The sequence below is a fragment of the Flavitalea sp. genome (assembly GCF_035489435.1).
Lineage (GTDB): Bacteria > Bacteroidota > Bacteroidia > Chitinophagales > Chitinophagaceae > DATHKG01.
Genome location: NZ_DATHKG010000039.1, coordinates 22148 through 46846 on the forward strand (window position 1 = coordinate 22148; position 24699 = coordinate 46846).

General features: G+C 41.2%; 16 protein-coding genes. 4 read left to right on the forward strand and 12 right to left on the reverse strand.

Translation table 11 applies throughout. From position 1 onward, the window contains the following. Positions 1 to 55: 55 nt before the first annotated feature. From VK664_RS06315 to VK664_RS06370, 12 genes are all read right to left on the reverse strand, one after another. Positions 56 to 1102, reverse strand: coding sequence for a Gfo/Idh/MocA family protein (locus VK664_RS06315; protein WP_461397780.1), 1047 nt, complete (start codon positions 1100 to 1102; stop codon positions 56 to 58). 9 nt (positions 1103 to 1111) lie between these two features. Next, complete coding sequence (locus VK664_RS06320) at positions 1112 to 1873, reverse strand: 6-phosphogluconolactonase (protein ID WP_461397781.1); 762 nt, start codon at positions 1871 to 1873, stop codon at positions 1112 to 1114. Between the two features lie 82 nt (positions 1874 to 1955). After that, on the reverse strand, positions 1956 to 3023 hold the full coding sequence (locus VK664_RS06325; protein ID WP_461397782.1) for a LacI family DNA-binding transcriptional regulator: 1068 nt from the start codon (positions 3021 to 3023) through the stop codon (positions 1956 to 1958). Positions 3024 to 3100: 77 nt separating this feature from the next. Continuing rightward, positions 3101 to 4549, reverse strand: a complete 1449-nt coding sequence (locus VK664_RS06330; protein ID WP_461397783.1) for a putative oxidoreductase C-terminal domain-containing protein — start codon at positions 4547 to 4549, stop codon at positions 3101 to 3103. Between the two features lie 13 nt (positions 4550 to 4562). After that, positions 4563 to 5273, reverse strand: a complete 711-nt coding sequence (locus VK664_RS06335) for a sugar-binding protein (protein ID WP_461397784.1) — start codon at positions 5271 to 5273, stop codon at positions 4563 to 4565. Between the two features lie 154 nt (positions 5274 to 5427). Further along, positions 5428 to 6726, reverse strand: a complete 1299-nt coding sequence (locus VK664_RS06340; protein ID WP_461397785.1) for an MFS transporter — start codon at positions 6724 to 6726, stop codon at positions 5428 to 5430. 12 nt (positions 6727 to 6738) lie between these two features. After that, positions 6739 to 7986, reverse strand: coding sequence for an N-acetylglucosamine-6-phosphate deacetylase (locus tag VK664_RS06345; protein ID WP_461397786.1), 1248 nt, complete (start codon positions 7984 to 7986; stop codon positions 6739 to 6741). 195 nt (positions 7987 to 8181) lie between these two features. Next, entirely contained in the window at positions 8182 to 9021 is an 840-nt protein-coding gene (locus tag VK664_RS06350) for a sugar phosphate isomerase/epimerase family protein (RefSeq protein WP_461397787.1), read from the reverse strand. Positions 9022 to 9055: 34 nt separating this feature from the next. After that, entirely contained in the window at positions 9056 to 10408 is a 1353-nt protein-coding gene (locus VK664_RS06355) for a Gfo/Idh/MocA family protein (RefSeq protein WP_461397788.1), read from the reverse strand. Positions 10409 to 10456: 48 nt separating this feature from the next. Beyond that, complete coding sequence (locus VK664_RS06360) at positions 10457 to 12070, reverse strand: RagB/SusD family nutrient uptake outer membrane protein (protein ID WP_461397789.1); 1614 nt, start codon at positions 12068 to 12070, stop codon at positions 10457 to 10459. A gap of 21 nt (positions 12071 to 12091) precedes the next feature. Further along, positions 12092 to 15118, reverse strand: coding sequence for a SusC/RagA family TonB-linked outer membrane protein (locus VK664_RS06365; RefSeq protein WP_461397790.1), 3027 nt, complete (start codon positions 15116 to 15118; stop codon positions 12092 to 12094). Between the two features lie 532 nt (positions 15119 to 15650). Beyond that, on the reverse strand, positions 15651 to 16667 hold the full coding sequence (locus VK664_RS06370) for a LacI family DNA-binding transcriptional regulator (protein ID WP_461397791.1): 1017 nt from the start codon (positions 16665 to 16667) through the stop codon (positions 15651 to 15653). A 459-nt stretch (positions 16668 to 17126) separates the two neighbouring features. On the opposite strand from VK664_RS06370, the gene VK664_RS06375 reads away from it, so the two are divergent. The 4 genes from VK664_RS06375 (at position 17127) to VK664_RS06390 (ending at position 24691) form a co-directional block, all read left to right on the forward strand. After that, positions 17127 to 18476 (forward strand): Gfo/Idh/MocA family protein, encoded by a 1350-nt coding sequence (locus VK664_RS06375; RefSeq protein WP_461397792.1) that lies wholly within the window; start codon positions 17127 to 17129, stop codon positions 18474 to 18476. Between the two features lie 171 nt (positions 18477 to 18647). Further along, entirely contained in the window at positions 18648 to 19715 is a 1068-nt protein-coding gene (locus tag VK664_RS06380) for a DUF6807 domain-containing protein (protein WP_461397793.1), read from the forward strand. A 290-nt stretch (positions 19716 to 20005) separates the two neighbouring features. Then, a complete protein-coding gene (locus VK664_RS06385) occupies positions 20006 to 22954 on the forward strand; it encodes a SusC/RagA family TonB-linked outer membrane protein (protein WP_461397794.1) in 2949 nt (982 codons plus the stop codon). 12 nt (positions 22955 to 22966) lie between these two features. Beyond that, entirely contained in the window at positions 22967 to 24691 is a 1725-nt protein-coding gene (locus tag VK664_RS06390; RefSeq protein WP_461397795.1) for a RagB/SusD family nutrient uptake outer membrane protein, read from the forward strand. Positions 24692 to 24699 lie beyond the last annotated feature (8 nt).

Below are 24699 nucleotides of genomic sequence, written 5' to 3' on the forward strand. Positions count from 1 at the left end.
CAACCTTTGTTTGATTGTGATTACTAAATTATTTTAATATCCTGCGGGTTGTATTTTACCTTGAATTGACTATGTTAACGTGCTTATTTTCTTTTGCAGACTTATAGATAGCTTCGACTATTTCAATGGCTTTCCTGGCTTCTGTTCCATCAATTTCGAAAGTCCTGCCTTGTTCGATGGCCTCAATGAAGGCACCGATATTTCTTGCATGTGGTTCAAAGGGTATGGCTTTAGGATCTGAAGCGCCACCGCCGCCCTCAACGTTTGCAAATTGTTTTCGTATTGCGGCATCATCTTCCTGCTCCTCTGCAAATTGCCAGTTTTCAAAACTGTTGTCCAACATAGTTACAGTTCCCTTTGTGCCGGTAATAAATAACCGGCGGAACTGGCCTGGGAAAGAAGCAGTGGATCCATAGATATTACCTAAAGCATTATTTTTAAATCGCAAGGTAGCGGTGGCAGTATCTTCTACTTCTATATCATGTCCCAAAGTAGCTATATATGCATGCAAAGATTCAACAGGTCCCATAAGGTACTGAAGTAAATCAACCATATGAACGGCTTGGTTCATCAAAGCACCTCCACCGTCCAGTTTCCAGGTACCATGCCAACTTCCTTTGTAGTAGTCTTCGTTTCGCCACCAGGGAACCTGGATGGATGCATGCGTAATTGTGCCAAAGCGGCCTGAGTCTACGGCTCTCTTTAGATGACGTACGCTGTCATGGTACCGGTAATTAAAAATGCCACCAAGATAAGTGCCCGCTTCTGCATGAGCGGCAATCATTTTATCAATCCTTTCCAGTGTTATTTCTATTGGTTTCTCACATAATACATGTTTACCATTCCGGGCAGCTTCAATAGCGGGAGCCAAATGTGCGCCACTGGGCGTAGCAATGGTCACGATATCTATATCCGGGCTTGATAGCAGTTCCGCACTGGTTAAAAACTGCGGACACCTGTATTTATTCGCCAATGCCCGGGTCTTCTCAGCATTCGTACCATAAACCCCGGCAATTGTGGCATTTGCCAGGCTCGAGATTGCTTTCGCATGAAAATCAGCAATCATACCTGAGCCTATAATACCGAATTTCCATTTTGTCATAAAGCAAATCTACAAAAACGTACTGCTTTCCTTATCTAAAAATAATATCGCACCCATATGGTTCCGGATAATGGTCGAAGGATGTATTTCACTAATCTCTTTTCTTAAAGTATTGAAAACGGCATTTGCTTTCGCTTTCCCGGGAACGATACAGTAAACAAAACGGGCTTTCATTAAAGCAGGAATAGTTAAGGTAATTGCACTGGGTGGTACATGCGATAGAAATTCAAAACATTTATCATTCACCTGTTGCATTCTGCTGGCCATATCCAAATCAACAAGCTTAACCAATGCGTCGTCTTCAAAATCAGCTACATGTGGATCATTAAAAGCTATATGGCCATTTTCACCGATCCCCATACAAACTATATCAACCGGGTAGCGTTTAAGCAGCCCTGTGTAACGTGAAATTTCATCCTGTATGTCTTTTGCGTTACCATCTATATAATTCACTGAATGAAAAGGAAGTTTGGAAAAAAGGCTCAACTTAAGAAAATTACCAAAATTCTGCGGAGCATTCCCTGGCAATCCCAGGTATTCATCCATATGAAACGCATTCACCCTTTGCCATTCGATATCTCTTTTAGTTGCGAGTGTGGCGAGAAATTCATTTTGTGAAGGTGCAGATGCAAATATTATATTTACATAATCCTGCACTTCAAGTATTTCCCGTATTTTTTCGCTTACCAGCTCCGCTGCGGCCTCGCCCATAATCTGTCTATTATTATAGATCCTTACGTCAAGACCCGGTGCTTCTATAACTTCACTCATTTTTTTTGTTTTTATTATGCTCCTATTTTGCTTCTTATTCCAATTCCGACTTTACTCTAATTTTATTTTTGATTTAATCTTATTAACTAAGATAGAACCTCGAATTCTGTTTAGTAATTATATCTATTGGCATAAAATATATATTATCAACAACTGCATCAAACACTAAAGTCTGGTATAGTGCCATGATGCCCCTATAACCCTGTTCTTTCGGTTTGTCGCAAATAAGAAAGTCGATGCTCCCGTTCTCTAAATAATATATATTTTGCTTAATAAAATCATACCCGATTAAAAGAATATGCGGCAACTCCAGTTTTACTAAATAGCGTGCTACTGTAGAAACCCTGGAATTGGTGACAAACATTAATTTAATATCCGGATCAGTTTCCATTATTTTTGAAAGGGTTTTTGCTACGGAATCATAGTCCGTATTCTTGATATCCGTTTTTAATATTTTGATCTTTTTAGCGCTGTTTTCAAAATAATCATATACCCCTTTTTCCTTTCTAAGTAATTCATGATCCTTTTCAATTTCTTTGGAAATATTTACAATTAATATTTTATCGCCTTCCGCTAGTAAATAATTTGCCAGATGAGCAGCTACCGATCCACTCTGAAACAAATCCGGACCTATATAGCATAAGGAGTTTTGTTTTGGTAGGTCAGAGTTTATCAGGACATAAGGAATTTTTAATTCATCACAGGACTTTAAAAACGCTATTGATTCTTCAATAAATGAAGGAGCCAGTAATATTCCATCAGGATGGCTGTCAAGAACCAGACGGGTGGCTTCTAAAAAAGAATCTTTCTTATTGAGATTAAAGAAGTATTTGCTGATATTAATACCGTTTTGTTTTATTTCTAACTCAGCCTGCTCAACACCTCTAAGCGGTGCCTCCCAGAAATCTGTTTCTTCTGAAACTTCCGGGATCAACACAGCAAAATTTAATATTTTGCGGGAGGCAAGACGCCGCGCAAAAACGTTTGGTGTATAGCCAAGTTCATCGATAATACGATCAATATTTTCTTTTGTTTTTTTGGAAACACCCGGTCGATTATGAATAACCCGGTCAACCGTGGCAATAGAAACCTTCGCTAATCGCGCAATTTCTTTGATACCAAAATTGTCGGAATCATTATTTGTTTTCATTGGTACTTAAAATTGTTGCAAATATAAATTTTGATATTCATTGCCCATAATTAAGATATTCGTGACAAGGATGAAACTCAATTTTTCAGGGCCTTCTCAAGGGCCTGTGTTGTGGTGTAATATTTTGTTATCATACTGGATACCTCCCATTCAGGCATAGAGCCTTGCTGAAGATATTGCAGATACTTGTTGGTAACGAACTCATAGTTCATTTCACGAAGTTTAAGATACTTCTCAGGAACAATCACTTCCCATCCTTTATTTGTTTCTTTTAAGGTTATTCCAGGAAATTTTCTCTCTATTTTTAGTAATGTATTAGGAAGGGATTGTTGAATTTTTCTTTTTGCCTCGGGGCTAATTGCTTCAATAAATAAAGTAAGATTATACTGTTGCTCCTTTCCCTGCCTTGTAACTAAATTCGCCAAAGTACCGTGAAAAATGGAATTGTGAGTGTCACTATTTCCGTCAGTGGCCTTTACATCCCATTGCATTATAATTTTTGCATGAACTCCTTTTAAGGTATAGTTCATCTCACCATTTGCATACACATTTAAAATACTGTCTTCTATATCCTTTTCAAGAAAGCTGGGGTAGTGATCACTGTTAGTAATAGCCTTAAATTGGGTAGGGTTGATCCTGGTGGCCCATCTTTTTGCAGAAATCATTTTTACATCTTGCTTGTACTTGAAAATTGTCTCGGGAAAGCAGGCAGATTGAATCAGGTCCACCATATGAGTAGTTACATCGACGATGCCATTTCCTTCCTGTTCTATGTCAAAATACCATACGGGACGAATCAGCGGGGCACCCGCCACATATTTCAGAAAATAATGCACCCGTTTCATTTCCACAGCAGGTTGTTCCAGGGTACCTTGTTTTAACTTACCAAACAGTTCCGGCATTTGCATAAATTCCTTTTGCAGCATGTTGGTAATTTCATAACGGCTGGTCATGATATCATATAATAATACCTTTTTTTTCGCTGCCTCCGAAAAGGCATTTCTCAGCACTTCAAAATCGGTGGTTTTGATGGCCATTGGTTTATCGGCAAGTACGTTCAGTCCTGCATCAACTGACCTTTTTATGTACTCCGTTTTCTTCCTGTTGTTTCCAGCTATCACAACAACGCCTCCGGGTTTTTCTGCTTTAAGCATTTTGTCAAGGTAGTCCGGACCTGTATATAATTTTTCTTTCCAGGCTGTAGGATCCTGGGAACGCGTATTGAACTTGTTTATAACTTCCAAATGAGCTTTAACATCAGGTCCATCCGGCGCATATACATCCACGGTACTATCAATTTGTGGAAACATTGATTTCTGCAATAGGGCTGCATGGTAATGCCCGGGATCTAAAGTGATCAATCGTGTCAGACCAGCTTTCGTTGACGGTTTCTTAGAAGTCGGTTCTTTAAAACTGGTTTGCGCCTGCAGGCAGCCAGCTATGCAGAAAATTAAAAAAAATAAGCTTTTTATCCTAAGAACCGGCTCTCGCCACGCAACTGCCTGTGAAAAATTAAAATCATTCATGTAAATAAGTTTTCTATTCCTTTATCAATTCTAAATCGCCAAACCTATATGGGGAGCGGAACGGCGAGGCATTAACCCAGTCAAATAGTTTTCCGTTATCTCCATTTGCAAAATTGAATCCCAACTTTTTTCCCGATGCGGGTTCTACACCAAGTTCTTTCCATGAAATTGCTATTTCGACACTATACCCGGTATCCTTATCGGTATTATCATTTAATGATCCACGGATAGTAAGCGCATATACTGCATTCCCATTCCAGTTTGGATCCGTCCGGCAATCAATAGTCCCCCGGTCATCTTTTTTTTGTCCCAATAGATTGATATGATAAATGATGTCATCGGTATCCCAACATGAATCCTTGCGATTCCGGGTATCGATCAGGAACTCAACCATATCATCAAGATAAAGCTCCGGGTGATCAGGACTTGATTGCAACGCTGCTAAATTCACATCTTCCACGATAAAGGCCAGGTACAAAAAGTTTTTATTCCACATCGATTGAAACGACATCTTATTATTACTTTTTCTTCTGAAGCTATCAATAATTGTAGTTGATGCACATTTCGACCATTCTTTCAGATCCCCATCAATAGAAATTTTTGTTGGGGCATACTCACTGAATAGCGTCCTGGTGCCCCGTGCGTCCGGGATGCCCGGTGCATCCGGATTGTCCGGTTTATATAAGCCGGCGATAATACAAATCACCAGGTGCATCCAAATCATTCCAATCAATTTAAATTTACGTTTTCAAAGGGTACTTATCAGAGCTGGTTTTGCATAGGCTACTTTTCAGAGTTTGGGTCTATCGGTTTCAATTTCCAACTGGTACTTGTTAGAATTTGACCGATTTAATCTTTGGTTTTTCAAAGGCTACTTTTCAGAGCTTTAGGTGGAGGTCGATCGGTTTCATTTTTGGCGTAAGAAAATGAATTATCAACCAGGCAAGTAAAAATGAACTTCCACAAACAATAAAAATGATATTGTATCCAGCCACGATGTTGCCTATACTTTTATAATGATCCAGGATAAAGCCTATGAAAATGGGAAAGAGCACACTGCCTATGGCTCCTGCCATTCCGCCCAGCCCCACTACGGAGCTAATCGCTTTCTTTGGAAACATGTCCGGAACAATGGCAAAAATATTTGCACTCCAGGCCTGGTTGGCGGCAACAGAAAGGCTGATCAGGGTCACGACTACCCACATATCTGTTGTGTACCTGGTAACCAAAATTGGAAGCACACAAAATGCAGCTATTAATAAGGCAGTTTTACGGGCTTTATAAACCGGCCATCCTATTTTTATGAGCCAGGAAGACAGATAGCCACCACCAATACTTCCTATCATAGTACCTGCATACACGATGACAAGTGGAATACTAGGTTCTTTCAGATTAAGACTGAAGTAAGAATTAAAATAAGAGGGCAACCAGAATAAAAAGAAAAACCAGATTGGGTCCGTAAAAAATTTCCCGGCTATAAAGGCCCATGTCTGGCGATAAGTTAACAATTTCCCCCAGCTAACCGAGCCGGTGTTTTCTTCATCTTTATCATCTGCATCACTTACTATATATTCAGATTCGCTTTTACTTAAACGTGGTTGTTCAGAGGGTATTTTGTAAAAAAAGCGCCATAAGATTAACCAGATAAAACCAAAGGATCCTGTTATAATAAAGGCAGATTGCCAGCCATAAGAAGCTAACAGCCATGGAACCAGCATTGGGCCAACACAAGCGCCTATATTAGAACCTGAATCTAAAATTCCAATTGCCAGCGCCCTTTCCTTTTTAGGGAACCATTCTGCTGTTGTTTTCACTCCCGCAGGATAATTTCCTGATTCTCCTAAACCAAGGAAAGCCCTTGCCACACCAAAACCAAGAGTCGTCTTTACAGCGGCATGTAGCATGGCTGCAATGCTCCAAACCGTAACTGAAATAGTATAACCAAGCTTCGTACCAATCCGATCAATTATTTTCCCATATACAAGCTGCCCAATTGCATAACAGGCAGTAAAAGCCATTACAATCCTGCTGTAGTCAGTCTCTGTCCAATTAAAAACTTTTTCTAATTCAGGTTTCAATAAACCAAAGATCTGCCTGTCAATATAATTTATAGTAGTAGCCGTAAATAACAGAAAGGCAACAAACCATCGATAATTTCCCGTTTTCGTTTTTATCATTTTAGGATACTATTAATATGACACATGTTGTTTGGATTCATTAGCCTCATACACTACCGTTCCTCCGACTACCGTTTTTTTGATATTTATTTTTGAGTTCTCGATGGTGAATAGTACCAGGTCGGCCCTTAATCCTTCTCTAATAGCTCCCCTGTCTCTTAATGAATAAAGCGCAGCTGCATTCGTGCTTCCCATCTGAAACGCTTCTGCCATGGTGCATCCTGTTACTTTCATTACATTGGCCACTCCCCTGGTAACAGGTGAAGCAGATCCGCTTAATGAATTCCGGGCGAGGTAAATCACCGCGCCATCAGTAGTAAGCTGGATAGTATCTCCTTCTGAATTCAGGTATTTGCCAGGTTCCATTCCCGCATAACGATCTACGTCAGAAGTTATAATTGTTTTTAAAGGGCCTTTCACTTTATAAAACACCCGGATCTCTTCCGGAAGAAGATGGAAGCCATCACCAATAATACTGATCATCAGGCGGTCATCGGATAACTGGGACCATAGCGGGTTTTCATGACGGTTAATTGTATTTGCCAAAGCGTTTCCGAGGTGTGTGGCTATTCTTGCTCCCTTGTCTATAGCTTCTTTAACCAATGCCGCGGAAGCGTTATGGTGACCTAAACCAATAACAATATTTTTTTCCTTACATTTTGCGATAAAATCCATGGCACCTTCAGCTTCAGGTGCAAGGGTGACCTGCAGAATATTGTTATCAGATGCCTCGTAAAGTTTCATGAATGATGCCCAATCAGCTTTTCGCACATATTCTAATGCATGGGCGCCACGGTATCCGTTTTCTTTTGAAATATAGGGACCCTCGAGGTGATAACCGGCAATAGATCCTTTTGTGGCAGTGTCCGCTTTTGCTTTTGCCAGTATGGATAAGTTTTTTAAAAGATTTTCCTGGCTATTGGTCCGCAATGTCGGCAAATAAGTCGTTACTCCAGCCTTCCATAATTCCTTTGTTACCTTGATTGCATCTTCCTTTGTAAAAGGCAGATCACCCAATGAAAATGATACTCCAATATAACCATTAACCTGGTTATCGATAAGTCCCGGACCTATATAAAGATTTTTATTTTTTTCGGACAGGCTTTTTATTCGTGTAACACGGGTGATTTTTCCATTTACTACTTCCACACGCACCGGCGATTGATCAAGATAAAACAGGCCCTCAAATACTCCCGATTTTTCCGCTGTTTCCTTTAGCTCATGTTTCAAGGGCCTGCCAGAAGTTAATATCACTGTCATACAGCAAACAAAGATTATCCATCTAAAGACTATTGTTTGTTTTCTCCCGGCTGAAAAACTTTTGCCAAACTTATTATTCGATTTGCTGAACTTCATTTGATTACTATCGTATTTATATCCCCTACCAAACTTCAATTGATCACTATCCCATTATAATTGCGATCTGTTAGCTGGTTATGAGCCAAATTGATTCTATTAAACAGCTGCCAAAATTCCCCTGAAATGCCCCATACTTTCTGCCAACGCCATTGCTGGATCCTTTTGCCTGTTTTCCAATCCACACATGCCTGAATACTTCGTTTTCCGCAAGGCCTTTACAAAAGCGACGAAATCTATTTTCCCCCAACCATTATTCACGGCCTTTCCTTCACGGGTAGGTGCATCTACATCCTTGAAATGAACATCATAAATACGATCATGGTATTTGAGGAACATTGCAGCGGGATCATGTCCGCAGCGAAATGTATGACCAATATCCATGCAGATACCAAGTATCTTATCCATGTTTTTTATTTTGTCATAGGTACTGTCTATATCAGGAAACAGCAGATCTTCTGGTCCATGATTATGTATTGCGACAGGAATATTATATTGTTTTGCTTTCTTCTCCACGTAAGGAAGCAATTCATATTTTGGTACACCAACAATCATTTTTACTCCTGTTTTTTTGGTGTATTCAAATGCATCATCAATTTCTTTTTCTGTTCTCATATAAATTACACCCAATGCTGTAACAGAAATTCCGGCTGCTTTGAATTTTCCCATAACCTGGTCAATTTGTTCCTGCGAACTATTATAAGGCAGCTGAAAATCTTTGAGTGCAACATTTGTAACCCTTATGCCTTTTACTACTTCTATTGTTTTATCAATATCATTTTTATAGTCGGTAAAACTGAAGCCTACCACACCCAGGCCAAAAAGCTCGGGAGTTTTTGCGGATGAGTTTGAGGTCCCGGTTGCATTGGAAGAAAAAGGCATTCCTGTGGCTAAAGCACCAACTCCGGCTAGTTTAATAAAATTTCTCCTGGAAGACATGTTGAAGCGTTTAATGTTTTAATAAATTGGATACTTATATTTTGGGTTCCCAGCCTGGTTCATAACTGCGGGTCCATAATTTCATCGCCTCTTTATCGTTCAGAATATGCCCGTTGGCAGGATCGATATTAAGAGTGCGGCCAGTACGTTGAGCTATATTACCCAGTTGTACCAGCAAAGTACTTTTATGTCCACTTAGTATTGGTTGATTAAGCTGATCCGCGCCTTTACGAATGCCTTCAAAAAAGTTTTTTACATGCATGACATCCAATAGCTGGGACGGGCTTGAAAGACTTTTCGGATCACCCACTAATACATCGTTTTTTACTTCTTTCGTCAGCTTCCCGCTAATATCAAATATTTTATAGGAGTTACGATCACCCAGGTACATGGATCCTGTATCGCCATAAAATATGAGCCCCGAGCCGCTACCTTCTACCGGCCCGTCATTGCAACTGCGGCCTTCCCAACTGATCATGGAATTGTTGTTGAATTCAATATTGATCATTTGAGTATCGAAAGTTTGCCAATCATCTTTATAACGGTACCGGCCACCTGCAGAGCTAACGCTAACAGGAAAATCAACCCCTAAACCCCAGCGGGCTAAATCCACTACATGTATGGCATTGTTGCCCGCTTCACCTGTACCCCAGTTCCAGAACCAATGCCAGTTGTAATGAATAATATTATCCTTGAATGCCTGGCGGGGAGCAGGTCCCTGCCATAAGTCATAGTTCAGCCAGGAAGGAACGCTTACCGGTTTACCAATTCCAATCGAGGCCCGGTTATTGGTATACCAGGTTTTAGCGAAATAGGGCCTGCCGATTACACCGCCATGTAGTTCTTTAATAGCAGCCTGGAAATTTGGTAAGGATCTACGCTGGGATCCCATTTGTACCACGCGGTTATACTTGCGGGCCGCGGCAACCAGTAATTCTCCTTCATTTGGATTATGACTACATGGTTTTTCCACATAAACATTTTTACCCGCTTTGCAGGCGAGAATTGCTGCTGGTGCATGCCAATGGTCAGGCGCAGTTACCACTAAAGCATCAAGCTGTTTATCTTCCAGTGCTTTTCTGAAATCGGGTTCTGATTTAGGGCGCCGGCCGGTTATCTTTTCAACCCCTCCTATAAATTTTTCTGCGGCACGGCTATCTACATCACAAGCATATATTACTTCACAATCTGCCTGTTGAGTTGCGAAGTTTGTACCAACAGCAAAGCCACGGCTGTTGACACCCATGCAGGCTACTCTAATTTTTTCGTTGGCACCAATGATACTCGCATAACTTTTAGCGCTGAACCCGGGAAGAATACCTCCGAGAGAAACAGCAACTGCACCTTTGGCAGTATTTTTTACAAAATCGCGGCGGGAATTATTCATTATTCGTTTTATTTAATTGGTTAGGAACACCTGGTTTGCCAGAGATAATCAGTATCCTGGATTTTGAGCGACTTTAAAACCGACGTTTGCATCAATAAATTTTTGCGGTATGGGAAACACAGCATTTCTAGCTTGTATGGATGCAACTGTAGTGGCAAACCCATTGTATTTTTTTGTTCTCTCCACCAACTTTCCCATCCTGTTTAATGTAAGCCGGCGAGGTTCTTCAATCATGAGTTCGCGGAGGCGTTCATCCAGGAGATAATCCAAAGTAACGGCGCCGGCTGTTACGGGTTTGGCATTGGCTCTTGATCTCACTACATTAATATCATCTGCCGCTTTTTGAAGATCACCCTTCATCAGGTAAGCCTCGGCTCTTAAGAGATAAGTTTCAGCCAAACGCATAATAGGCCAGTCACTAAACGTAACTCCGTTGGTAAGTCCACTACGGGATGGCCCTTCCATTTTTCGGAAACTGGGATAGAGATGATAGAGCGTATCCAGGTTCGCATGTTGGGTAACAGGTTGTTTATAATACTTTGAAGAAGGATTATTATAATACCAGGTTCTCCTGATATTGTATATTGAGTTACGCATATCATTAGGGTCATCTTTCCAGATATCATAAATCACATGATTGTTCGGGCGCATCCACGCTACCCCTCTTCCCAAACTGTCCGAGACTACCATTCCCGCAGCATTGTCGGGATCCCTGACATCATAATAGCGGGGTCCCCAGGCACGAAGCCAGTTCTTACCGCCACTTCCTGCCGGTACACCTCCCGGTGTCTGGAACTCAAATTGTCCAACCCAAATGTTTTCAAGGTTGCCACCGGAACGATTTTGATTTCCTTCTAAAAACATGTCTGAATAAACATCACCTGGTGCAGTTTTGGCGCTTCCAAAGCGAGTGGTCATCATTTGATTACGGCCCGAACTTATTACAGCAGTTGCGGCTTGTATGGCAGCGTCATAATCACCAAGACTCAGGTTCACCTCAGTGAGCAAATGATCTGCAGCATTCTTTACGATTCTTCCGGGCTGCGATTCTGTTAACGGCAGCCACTGCGAAGCGAACTGGAGGTCGGCTTTAATAAATTCCAGCACTTCTTTACGTGGAGCACGTGTAAAATCAACCTTCACATCTGTTGCCAATTTATCAACCAATGGAACATCACCATAAAGATTGGTAAGCAGGTTATAAGTGTAGGCACGGAAAAAACGGGCTTCGGCGATAACTCTATTTTTCTGTATTTCATCTGTCCATTCTGCTGTTGGTTTTTCTGCGTACTCGATGATCTGGTTCACCTTCGGTAACATTTGTATATAGCCCCATTCCCAAAACCAATCAACTGCTTCGTTGGTGGGTGTAAGCTGGCTGGCATAATCACGCAGATAAGTATCTCTTACACCTATGGAGCCAATATCGGTAGCAAAAAAGAGGGTCCAGTAGGTTCGAAAACTATTGTTACCATAAAGATCCCTGGCACTTGAATGCACCGCTGTAATAGCACTCTGGAAACCCATGTTGTTAACCAGGGTAATGTCGGGGGATAAAAATGCCAGCGGGCTCTCATCAAGTATGGATTTTTTACAACCCGCGCTGGAAATAAGACAAAGTCCAAGTATCAAGCTTTTGCTTAGCTGATTAAGTATTCTCATTTTGCAATTATTTAAAGAGAATTAAAAACTTACATTAATGCCGAGGGAGACGGTTCTTGAAGAAGGATATAAACCGCTTCGGTTAGCGTACCCTGTTTCGGGGTCCATAGACTGCCAGTTTGTAAATGTGTATAAATTCCGTCCGCTCAAATAAGCTCTGAATGAATTCATTTTTAAGCGCTGAACCAGGGCAACGGGAAATTCATAAGCCAGTGAAGCTTCCTGTATCCGCAGGAAGTTGCGACTCTCATAATATCCATGGTTATAAGGATTGGTATAAGCCAGTGAAGGGCGGGTATTCGACTTGTTTTCCGGTGTCCACCAGCCTGCATCCAGGATATTATCTCTTCCCGGATAATTTCCATTAGAGCCCGACGCATTATCCAACGACAGTCTTGAATTGTTAGCAATCCAACCGGTCATTGCGCTGAGCATTACCATGAGATTGAAATTTCCATATCGAAAATTATTACTGAGCCCGAAGCGATATTTCGGTTGCAACGTTCCCAGTATAACACGGTCATTAGGGTCAATCACCTTATCGCCGTTTGTGTCTTCCATCTTCATAAATCCCGGCTTTTGCCCTACCGGAATGGTTTCGCCTTCCTGGTAAACACCAATCACCCGGTAATCGTAAGCCACCGATATAGGTTGTCCTATAAACCAACCGTTACCTATATCATTGTCTTCTTTCCCATCGCCATTAACATCACTGCGGTACAGATGCTCTATTTTATTTTTGTTGGTAGAGAAAGCCAGGTTACTAGACCATTCGAATTTTTTTGATCTGATGTTAACCGTATTCAGGCTCAGCTCCAGGCCTTTGTTATTAGTGGCACCCACATTTGTAAAGATGCTGGGAAAACCTGTTGGGGTCGGCAATTGGCGGGTCAGTAAAAGATCCCTGGTATCCATATTATAGAACTCTACCGTACCGCCTATCCTTCCATCAAACAATTCAAAATCGGCGGCGATGTTGGCGGTAGTAGTAGTTTCCCATCCAAGATTTGAATTAGCGAGGTTTGTTGGGAATATCCCTGTAGAAGTAGAGCCTCCATCACCAAAAACATATTGGTTCTGTCCCTGTCTCGTAAGCGACTGGTAAGCAGAAATGGCCTGGTTACCCACTGATCCGTAGGAAGCCCTGATCTTAAGCGTTCTTATCGCTTCTATATTTTTCAGAAAGGATTCATCTGAAGCGATCCATGCAAGTCCTACAGATGGGAAAACACCATACTTGTTTTTTTCGCCAAACACTGAGTTTCCATCGCGACGGGCGGTAAGCGTTACGATATAGCGGCTTTTTAAACGATAGTTAACGCGCGCCATAGAAGAAATAGCATCGACCTGGTCAGCAGAACTTGTATTGGTCTGAATTTTTGCAAGTGAAAGATTATTCCAGCCATTGGCACCGCTTGAGCCGGTGAAATCCGCGCCCGTAGCGATCACCGATTCATTATAAGATTGGTTTCTGCCATAGAGTAAGGTGACGTCAAAAGCATGATTATTATTTATCTTTTTATTGTAGGTTACGATATTCTCCAACACATAGCTCCGGTTAAAGTCGACCCTGCGACTGGCATTACCGAGGTTATTGAGCGTATTGCGCTGATAAATGGGTACAAAAGTGTTCAGGTTATACCAACGCTTATTAGGGGAATAATTGATCCGGTAAGACAACCCTTTAACGAAAGGGATATCAACCACACCATATATATTGGCAAAGAGATTTTTATAAAGCTCCTGGTTTTGGTTGGTCAGTGCGTTAAAGATGATACTACGATTTAGAGTTTCTTCAGTGGGGAAAGGGTTAGGATCTGTTCCTGCGTCATCCAGCCATACGGAACCATAAGGAGATGCCCGGAAAGCAAAGTCAACATCTCCCTCTTCACCCGACAGATCCCGTTCTGTATATTGTGCATTGATGCCTATTTTTAACCAGCTCGTAATTTGATTATCGAGGTTAATCCTTGTGCTGATTCTTTTGGCGTTGTCATTGAAGACAATTCCTTTTTCGTTATTATAACTCCCGGATATAAAATAATTGGTTTTATTCGATCTTCCGGAAACTGAAACATCCAGGTTCTGAACTCCTCCATCCTGTGAAAGCACGTCCCAGGGTTTGATGCTTTTACCGGCGAGATAATTTTTTGCTTCGGTTGGCTGTAAGTAACCAGCGATTTTTTGTGGATCATCGATTGCTTCCAACCCGTTTTGTCTTCTGAATTCCAACAATTTTTGGATATATCCATCGGCATCCATGACCTTCGGTTTATAACTCCAGCCCGATATACCATAGTAACTGTTAACACGAATGACCGGCTTTTCAGAAATACCTTTTTTGGAAGAAATCAGGATAACACCATTTGCAGCCCTGGCTCCGTAAATAGCCGTTGCTGCTGCGTCCTTTAGTATTTCCATAGATTCAATGTCACTGGGGGTGATGTCACTAAGACTTCCTTCGAAGATGATACCATCCAGTACTACCAGTGGATTGTTATTGGCAGAGATGGAGCGTTGCCCCCTGATTAAAATGGTACCTCCCTGGCCCGGTCGCCCATTCTCTGTAAACTGCACTCCGGCCACCCTGCCTCTTAAGGCTTGCCCGGGGTTATTGGTTGGCAGGTTTTCCGTTTGTTTGAGATCCACTTTGACGATGGAGCCGGTGACGTTTCTTTTAGTTTGAGTACCATAACCCACAACTACTACCGCATCCATTGATTTGGTTTCTTTTTTAAGCTGAACACTGATAACCTCCTTGTCGGCGGTAGTTTCAAGAGGTTCATAGCCTATCATGGAAAATAACAGGACTGAATTAAGCGCAGCATTGATGGAAAATTTTCCATCTGCATCTGTGGAAACACCACCACTTCCATTTTTGATGGTAACGCTAACACCGGTCAGGGGCGCCTGGGTACTATCGTCAGTTACCCTACCCGTTATGGGATTAGATGTTTGGGCAGAGAGGCGCCACGGAATAGAAAATACCAGGAGAACCAGCAGGAGTTTCTCAACATTAAAATAGTTGTTTTGGCCACTAACCTTCATATTACAGTTTTTGGTAATGAATGATATATACCTTGATTTAGAAAAAAATCAGGCAGCTGCGTTGAGGTTGATTTCAGAGTTGTGTACGTACCCGTAAGCTCCGTGTACGTACCCGAATGTAGGAGTAATTAATTGAAAGAGAGAAATATTTTATCAATTATTAAAATATTTTAATCCGGCACCTTTTAAAATATGCACTCAAAATCGAAAAATACACACAAATGCATATTTTTATTAATATATATAATTCTGATGAATCGGCGCCTGATGCTTAGCATTCCATAACCATTTTTACACGGACTGAGGAAAGGAGAACCTGGGATAAAAGTTGAAGGGAGATTATTTCATTCAGGAGATAAGATGTGGGTATAAAAAGATAAAAGCCAATAAAAGGATAATAGCCATTAAGCTTTATTCTAAAATGGAATTGACGAAGTATTTATCCTGCCATTGAATAATAAAAAAATATTTTAGTTGGTGCATGGCAGTTAGTAGTCCTGGTTCTGATTCATTTCATTTACCGTGTTATTAATTATACCCCATGCGGTTGAAGCAGTTGGGTATCCAGGACGATTGATTCAAATTTGGCGACACGTCTTTTGCTTTCAATAAGCTGTATAAGCATCCTCATTGCTACTTCGCCCATTTCAAAGGCAGGTTGACGAATACACATGAACTCCGGTTGAAAGGCGTTTAATATTTCAGAATTTGAAAATCCGCATACCGCTGGTTGTTTCTCGCGGGGTGAAAGCTTTTTAAGGGCGATCAAACATCCACTACTTAAACGATCACTGGCTACAAAAATAGCATCAGGTTTATCATCCATGCTGAGAAGGGAATGCACTGCATCTTCTACTTCCTGTTGAACGCGCCCGCCATGATGGCAATACCGTATCATTGTTTCCTTTACTTCAAGGTTGTTTCTAAGAAAAGCCTCCTCATATCCTTCCAATCTCTCTTTTGTAATTGATAAATGGCAGGCATTTGCCAGGTGTGCTATTTTATTATAACCCTTGTCGATAAGAGCCTGAATTGCATTTCTTGTTCCCTCTTTATTATTAGAAGTTACCTTATGGGTATCAAAAATATCAAGAACCCTGTCAAAAAATACGATGGGTAATCCTTGTTCATGGAGTTTTAAGATATGTGCAAAATCTTTTGTTTCCGCCGACATCGACACAAGTAAGCCATCAACCGAACGGTTTGCCAGGTGCTGAAGGTTTATCGCTTCACGTTCATAAGAATCATGACTTTGTGAAATAACAACGTTATAACCTTTACTATAAGCCACAGATTCAATGCCGTCAATTGCCTGCGAGAAAAAACTATTGGCAACTTCACAAACTGTTACCCCTATCGAATAACTCCTTCGCTGTTTTAAACTTAAGGCTATGGGGTTTTTTGTATAATTATGCTCCCTGGCATATTCAAGTACCCGTGTTTTGGTTGCCGCATTTATTTCATAACTATCGCTCAAAGAGCGAGACACGGTAGAAGTTGAAACCTTGAGAGCCTGGGCGATATCTTTTATTGTTATAGGCTTGAACACAATTCTTCATTTTTTACAGTAACCATATATAGAAAAACGCATACGTGTGGTATCGATTGCGTAGTTTTTTTTTAATATAAACGTGCATTTGGAATTATTAGTAGTTACATTTATCAAACAAAGAATCCTTAAACAAATCCTTCCTGTTCTCAGGTAAATTTCATAGCTAAAGGCTAATGCGAATTTAACCAAAATCCGGTCACCCACTGAATGAGAAGGTAAACATATTCCAACACTCAGATAGTTAAAAGTTTTATCGTGCAAAAACACGATATGCATCCTTGTGGAACAAAGCCGGGGAAGCTAAGCAGATTGTACTTTACTTAATTAAATTCAGATTAATATTTTGTTCTAAGTCTCTTAAAGTTTAATGCTAAGGAGCATAAGTTTTATCGATCTACCCAAATAAACGTTTGCATAACGATTGTTAATAAATTAAAACTACATTAAAATAAGCCAATGAAAAAAGCCTCACAAAATTCAAGAAGAGATTTTATCAGGAACGCATCTCTTGCAACAGGCGCAATAAGTCTTTCTGCTATGGGACTGAATGCCCGGAGTTACAATCGTATTATGGGAGCGAATGACCGTGTGCAGGTAGGCATTATCGGTTTTTCCAATCGTTTTAAAAGTTCGTTGGTTCCTTCTTTCATGAATCATGCAAAGGAACTGAATTTTGAGTTCGTTGCTGTTTCAGATATCTGGAACCGCCGTCGTGATGAAGCTGAAGCCTTTATCAAAGACAAAACGGGCAATACGATCAAGAAATACCGCAACAATGATGAACTGCATGCTGCAAAAGGAATTGATGCTGTAATTATCAGTACAGCAGATTTCCAACATGCTTTGATGGCTGCAGAAGCGGTTCGTAGCGGCAAAGATGTGTATGTTGAAAAACCAATGGCCGAAACATTGGAAGATGCCAAGGTTTTACTAAAAGCTGTTCAGGAAACTAAAAAGATACTCCAGGTTGGATCTCAACGCCGGAGCGCTCCTAACTATATTGCTGCAAACGAATATATCAGATCAGGTAAGTTCGGCGATATCAATATGGTTGAGATGACCTGGAACGTCAATCAACCAGGTCGCTGGCGTTTGCCAAAACTAGTTAGCGAAATCCGCCAGGAAGATACCGACTGGGATCGCTTTCTGATGAATCGCCCGAAAGTAGCCTGGGATCCACGCAAATACCTTGAGTTTCGTTTGTTCTGGCCATATTCTTCCGGTATATGGGGACAATGGATGGCTCACCAGATAGATACCGTGCATTGGTTCTCAGGTTTAAAACATCCAAGAAGTGTTGCTGCAAACGGTGGAATTTATACCTGGAATGATGGTCGCCAAAATCCTGATACAGTAACTGCAGTAATGGACTACGGACCGGCAGATGATATGAAAAAAGGTTTCCAGGTTCTCTACTCTTCCCGTTTTACAAATTCTGCCGGAGGCATCAAAGAATTTTATTATTCCAACGCAGGCATGCTGAATTTAGATACGAACCAGGTAACAGCCGAAGGCGGATTAACGGAGAGACAGGCAGCACAAATGGGTCTGAAAGCAAATATTTTAACTCCATTTACATTACCAAATGCCGCAAAAATGGAAACTGCAGCGGATACCGGCGGCGATCCAATGACTTCTCTTCATATGCGTAACTGGATGGAATGTGTACTTAGCCGGAAAACACCAAATGCTTCTGTGGAAGCGGGCTATAACCATTCTGTTGCAAACATCATGGCCAGGACAGCCATGGAAACCGGCAAGAAGGTTACGTTCGATGATAAAAAACAACTGGTTGTTGCCGGCTAAGACGAAAGCTATGCAGAGCAACCAGCATTGTATTACAAGCTAAGCAAGATACTTAGGCAGAGTCTTCATGTTTGTTACAAACAAAGTAAGATGTTGTTACTGTAATAAAAAATGCTTTTGCAGTTTAACCTTCACAACTTAACTCTTAACTCATTTTAATAAAAAACAAAAATGATTCAATATTATAAAAGAGCAGGCACGGTGGTTGTCTGTTCTTTAATACTGCTTACCGCCGGAATGACGCTTATCAGTTTTAATAAAGCGAAACGTTTTGCTATTACAGAAAACAAAGCCGGGAAAAGAGTAGATATCACCATAGATGGTAAGCCTTTTACGTCCTATATATACCCGGATGCATTAATGAAGCCGGTGTTATATCCATTACGTACTTCAAAGGGAACTTTAATTACCCGTGGCTGGCCCATGGATCCCCGTCCCGGAGAACGTGTTGATCACCCGCATCATGTTGGCATGTGGTTCAATTATGGCAATGTAAACGGTCTCGATTTCTGGAATAATTCAACAGCGATACCTGCGGATAAAAAAAACAGTTTCGGCACCATTAAGCATGTCGCCGTAAACAAAATGATTGCTACCGATGATAAAGCGGAACTGGACGTAACCACATCCTGGCAGAAACCGGATGGCACCAACCTGATAAAAGATGAAACCAAATATATTTTTACGGGAACAGGAGAACAGCGCGAGATTGAATTAATAACCAAACTGACCGCATTAAAAGAGGATATTTCTTTTATGGATAACAAGGAAGGCCTGCTGGGTATTCGCCTGGCCCGGGAACTGGAGCATCCATCAAACAAACCAGAAAAGTTTACCGATGCAAACGGAATAGCTACCGAAGTAGCAAAACTGAATAATGATGGGGTAACGGGCAAATACCGCAGCAGCGAAGGAATTGAAGGAGATGATGTTTGGGCAACTCGTGGAAAATGGGTTAACCTGAACGGAAAAATCGGAAGCGAAGCAGTTTCACTGGTGGTTCTTGATAATCCAAAAAATGTTGGCTACCCTACTTATTGGCATGCACGTGGTTACGGATTATTCGCCGCAAATCCACTGGGACAAAAAGAATTCAGTAAAGGCAAGGAGACCCTGAATTATAAACTCAAAGCCGGACAATCAGTAGTATTCAGATATAAAGTGCTTATTAACTCTGGCAGCAATCTCTCCGACGAACAAGTCAATGCGGCATTTAATAAGTTCTCGGCTAGCCGATAGTGTTATACTATCACTGGTCAGCAATGTTATACTATCACTAGTCACTAATGTTATATTATAAGAGAGAAGCAATTTGCAAAGCACCACTAATTGAATTAACCCGCTAAAAAAAGAACAACTTACGATGGTCGTGCTGCAGAACAACACCCACGTTGATCAGTGTTTCCTGTTGCAATAACCCGTTCATGATCTGGCATAAAAGCAAATTCATAACTCACAACTCATAAACCACTCATAACTCATCACTCATAACTCATAATTCTCTTTAGCTAACGATTAACATCACCATTATGAAAAGACTCCTGCTTATTTTTTTCCTATTCACTGTGCTTGGAAGTGTTACGGCTCAGGATAGTACACTGAGAGGAAAAGTCATTGACAATACCAATACTCCGCTCAGTGGTGTGAGCATTGTTGTAAAGGGAACAGCAATCAGTGCTGTTACCGATGATGATGGACAGTTTAACCTGAAGGTTCCATCAAACAAATCTTCAACCTTACTGGTTTCTTATGTTGGATTTCAAAGCAAGGAGATTGCCATTAATGGCAATCAACGGCAGGTATCCATTTCATTAGCGCCTGATTCAAAAGATATGAATGAGGTAGTGGTAATTGGTTATGGAACCATGAAAAAAAGTGATGTAACTGGTGCAGTAGCCTCAGTAAATTCCAAATCCCTGAACACCTTGCCTACCGGCAACCCGATTGAAGCATTGCAGGGAAAAATTTCAGGCGTTAATATTGGAGCAGTTACCTCTCCCGGCGAAACACCTCAAATCAGGATTAGAGGAAATCGTTCACTCAATGCGAGTAATGAACCACTTTATGTAGTGGATGGTATTCCACGAAATACTATTGAAGATATCCCTGTATCTGATATTGAATCGATCGAAGTATTAAAAGATGCCGCATCAGCCGCCGTTTATGGTAGCAGGGGTGCAAACGGGGTAATATTAATTACGACCAAAAGAGCAAAGACAAATTCAAAAACCCAGATTTCATACAATTCTTATTTTGGAGTGAACCAGGCGAAGTTCCCCAAGCTCATGAATGGCGAAGAGTATGTGAAGTTCAGGCAGGATGTTTTCCGGGCAAACCAAAACACCGGCTGGGCATCAGGAGTTCCTGCAAATGAAAGGGTATTTGGCCCTAAAGAACTGGCTATTGTGAACAGTGGTCAGTTTGTAGACTGGCAGGATATGATGTACAACAAAAACAGTTTGACCCAGGAGCACAACTTAAGCATTTCACACGGATCAGATAAAACACAGATGGTACTTTCACTTGGATACCGCAATGAAGAAGGTTATTACAAAACCAACGACATCCAGCGGATAAACATGGGTATTAACCTGGACCATAAAATCAGTAAAGCCATTAAAATCGGTCTCTCCTCCCGACTTACGAATACCAGTCGCAATCTTTTTACTACGCCAGATGTCAATATGCTTTATATGAACCCGACATCGAAGCCTTACGATGAAGATGGGAATATGATCTGGAACCCTTCCACACAACAGACAGCAGCCTGGAATATTCTTGCCAACTACCAGGAGCCATATATCAATAAGACGGATTATCTAAGAAGCTTCAATGTGTTGTATGGGGAAGTTACAATCGCCGATGGACTCAAGCTTCGTACGAATTTAGGTATCGATCTTGACCAGGGAAAAATCAGGCAGTATTACGGTTCAAACACCACGCTGAGATATGGACGGCCAGACTATGCCCGCAAAGAGGACGTAAATAAGACCGGGATTCTCTGGGACAATATCCTGAGCTATAATAAAACCTTCAATGAAAAACATACCTTGAATGGAACATTGGTTACAAGCTTTCAGCGACAGAATACCAATCGTTTTTCTGCCTCCGGCGAAGGTATGCCGGGAGAGGATCTTGAAGATTGGAACTTAGGGTCAGCAGTTCAAAATATCATCATCGGCAGTAGCCGCGAAGAATGGACGCTGGGATCTTTTTTAGGCCGGTTTCAATACGGATATGATGATCGGTTTATAATAAATTTCTCCGTCAGGGCAGATGGCTCATCAGTACTGGCCGAGGACAAAAAATGGGGCTATTTTCCTGCAGTATCTGCCGCATGGACCATCAGCAACGAGAAGTTCTTCAACGTCGCGGCGATCAATACATTAAAGCTCAGAGGAAGTTATGGAGTAGTTGGCAATTCAGCAATCAGTCCATATGAAACTATTGCCGGAACAACGCAAACGACATACAATTTTGGTGAAGCAACCTATTTTGGTTATAGGCTTGCCGGCCTTGTCAATAAAAACTTAGGTTGGGAATATTCCAGGACACTCAACTTTGGTCTGGATTTCGGATTGATGGGAAACAGGATAAGTGGTACAATTGAAGCTTACAACACAGTGACTTCGGATCTGTTGATGCAAAGAAGCATTCCCGATTTCACAGGTTCATCCACAGTTTTCCAAAACATAGGAAGTACAAGTAATTCGGGTTTTGAGTTGATGCTTAATTCGACAAATGTTAAAGGCAAGAATTTTTCCTGGACAACGGATTTCAACTTCTATACCAATAAAGAGAAAATAGTTTCGCTTCTTACCGACGATGATATGGTAGGTGACAAATGGTTTATCGGAAAACCGGTAGGTGTGTTTTACGATTATGAAAAGTTAGGTATCTGGCAAACAGATAAAGCGGCTGATGCACTTAAGTATAATCAAAAACCCGGGGATGTCAGGCTGATGGATCAAAATGGAGATGGCAGGATTGATGCAGATAACGACAGGATTGTACTTGGACAAACCTCTCCAAAGTTTGGCGTATTCCTAAGAAACAGCTTTATGTATAGCGGATTTACATTCTCGATTGCGCTCGAAGGTAAGGTTGGCCATTTGGTAAATAGCCCAACGCTTGGAGGTGATCTGTTTTTTGATGGAACAAGATGGGGACCTGCAGCTCTTGCAGGAAATTACTGGACGCCCGACAATCCAGGTGGCGAATATCCTTATGTAAACAGGGCAGTAGAAGCAAGGGTTAATTTATATGGAATCAGGGACGCCAGCTATTTAAATGTACAGGAATTATCTCTTGGTTATAATTTTTCAAAAATCAAAAATATTAAGGGATTAAATGTCTATGCGAGAATAAAAAATCCATTTTATATCTACAGGGCGGACACAGATTTAGATCCCCAGGCACCAAACTTTAACTACGCCGCCTTTAGAACAAACGTGATTGGCTTAAGTGTTAATTTATAAACCGACATCATTATGAAACTACATAGAATTTTATACCTGTCAATGTTTTTAGTGCTGGCTGTCTCTTGCAAAAAACAGCTTACAGAAGATCCAAAAGGGATAATAAACGAAAGTTTTCTTGCAACTGAAGATGGTTTAAGAAACCTGGTACTATCACAGTATTATCAAAGCAGGCTGATAGTCGAAGATCTTAGGCATCTTGGTGAGTTACCTTCAGATCTTACAACTCATTCGGTTAATTCAGTAGATATTACAGAGATGACCACCATGAATGTGAATACCATGCCGACACTGGGTGCAATGTCAACAAGCTGGAGACATTTATATACAGGCGTAAACAATATCAACTTCGGGCTCAAGGCAATAAAAGACAAACAATTTGATCTGCCAACAATAGAAGGTGAATTGTCATTTCTGCGGGCCTGGTTTTATCTTTTGATAGTTGAAACCTGGGGAGCGGGTGCGCATTTCGCTACTGAACCAACATCCGGGATTCTGACAGATGGCAATCAGACTACTATTGATGTGTTTTATTCATTGATCATTGCTGATATCAATAAGGCAATAGCCAAATTACCTGCAAGCTCATCCGAATCCGGAAGAATTACGATCGGCGCTGCAAAAGCATTGAAGGCAAGAATTTTACTGGCACTTGCCGGATATAACGATAACATTATTGGTAAATCGGGCATGGAAAGCAAGGCCAAAGTTTATGCTGAAACCAGGAAGCTTTGTGACGAGGTAATAAATAATTATGGCTATAAATTATTGCCAGATTACAAGCGCATTTTTGATACTTATAACCAGGGCAATGAAGAAGTAATCTGGGCCGTACAGTTTACTGGCGTCGAAAAATTCAACACCAGTGAACTATCAACAGGCGGGCATGGCTTACATAGGTATTGGGTTAGTAATTATAATAAGTCTGCACGCACGCAGGAAATAGTGCCACGTATGTATGGTCACTCTATATACTATGGCAGGGAATACCGGCATATCATGATGACCAGGTATTTTTTAACGATGTTCAACCAGGCTGAAGATTCCCGGGCTGATGCAACGATTCAGACTGTATGGCTTGCATTGTGGGACGAAACCTTAAAGCAGGAAAATGCATTTGGCGTACCGGTTAAGAATGGCCAGCCTACTGATACTGTTTTATTCAAACCGCTCTATAATGTTGACGATGCCACTGCTGCTAAATACAAGGCAAGAGGTATAGCGATTGATGGATTAAATCATATTTATCAGCCTGATGGCACACCGATAAGCGCAGCAAGAAGCTGGTATCATACGATGAAAAAGTACCTTGACCCTTCCAGGACAGTCCCGAAAGATGAGGCTTCGCATAAAGAGGTCATCGTTCTTCGTTTAGGTGATATATACCTGATGGCAGCAGAAAGTGCTTTAATGATGGGCGATCAGGGTGCGGCGGCTGGCTATATCGATAAACTAAGAGCAAGAGCCAGGCTGTTTCCGGGAGCCCTGCCCGTAACCACCAGCCAGGTGGATATGAATTTTATTTTAGACGAAAGAGGTCGTGAACTAGGTGGAGAATTGTTGCGCTGGTTTGATTTAAAAAGAACGCATACCCTTGTTGATCGTGTAAAAAAATACAACCCTGATACGAAAGTGATCAATACCGATCACGAGCTTCGTCCGATTCCCCAAAGTGAACTGGATAAGGTAACGAACAGGGATAAGTTTAAACAAAATCCGGGTTATCCTTCGAAATAGTTTGCCAG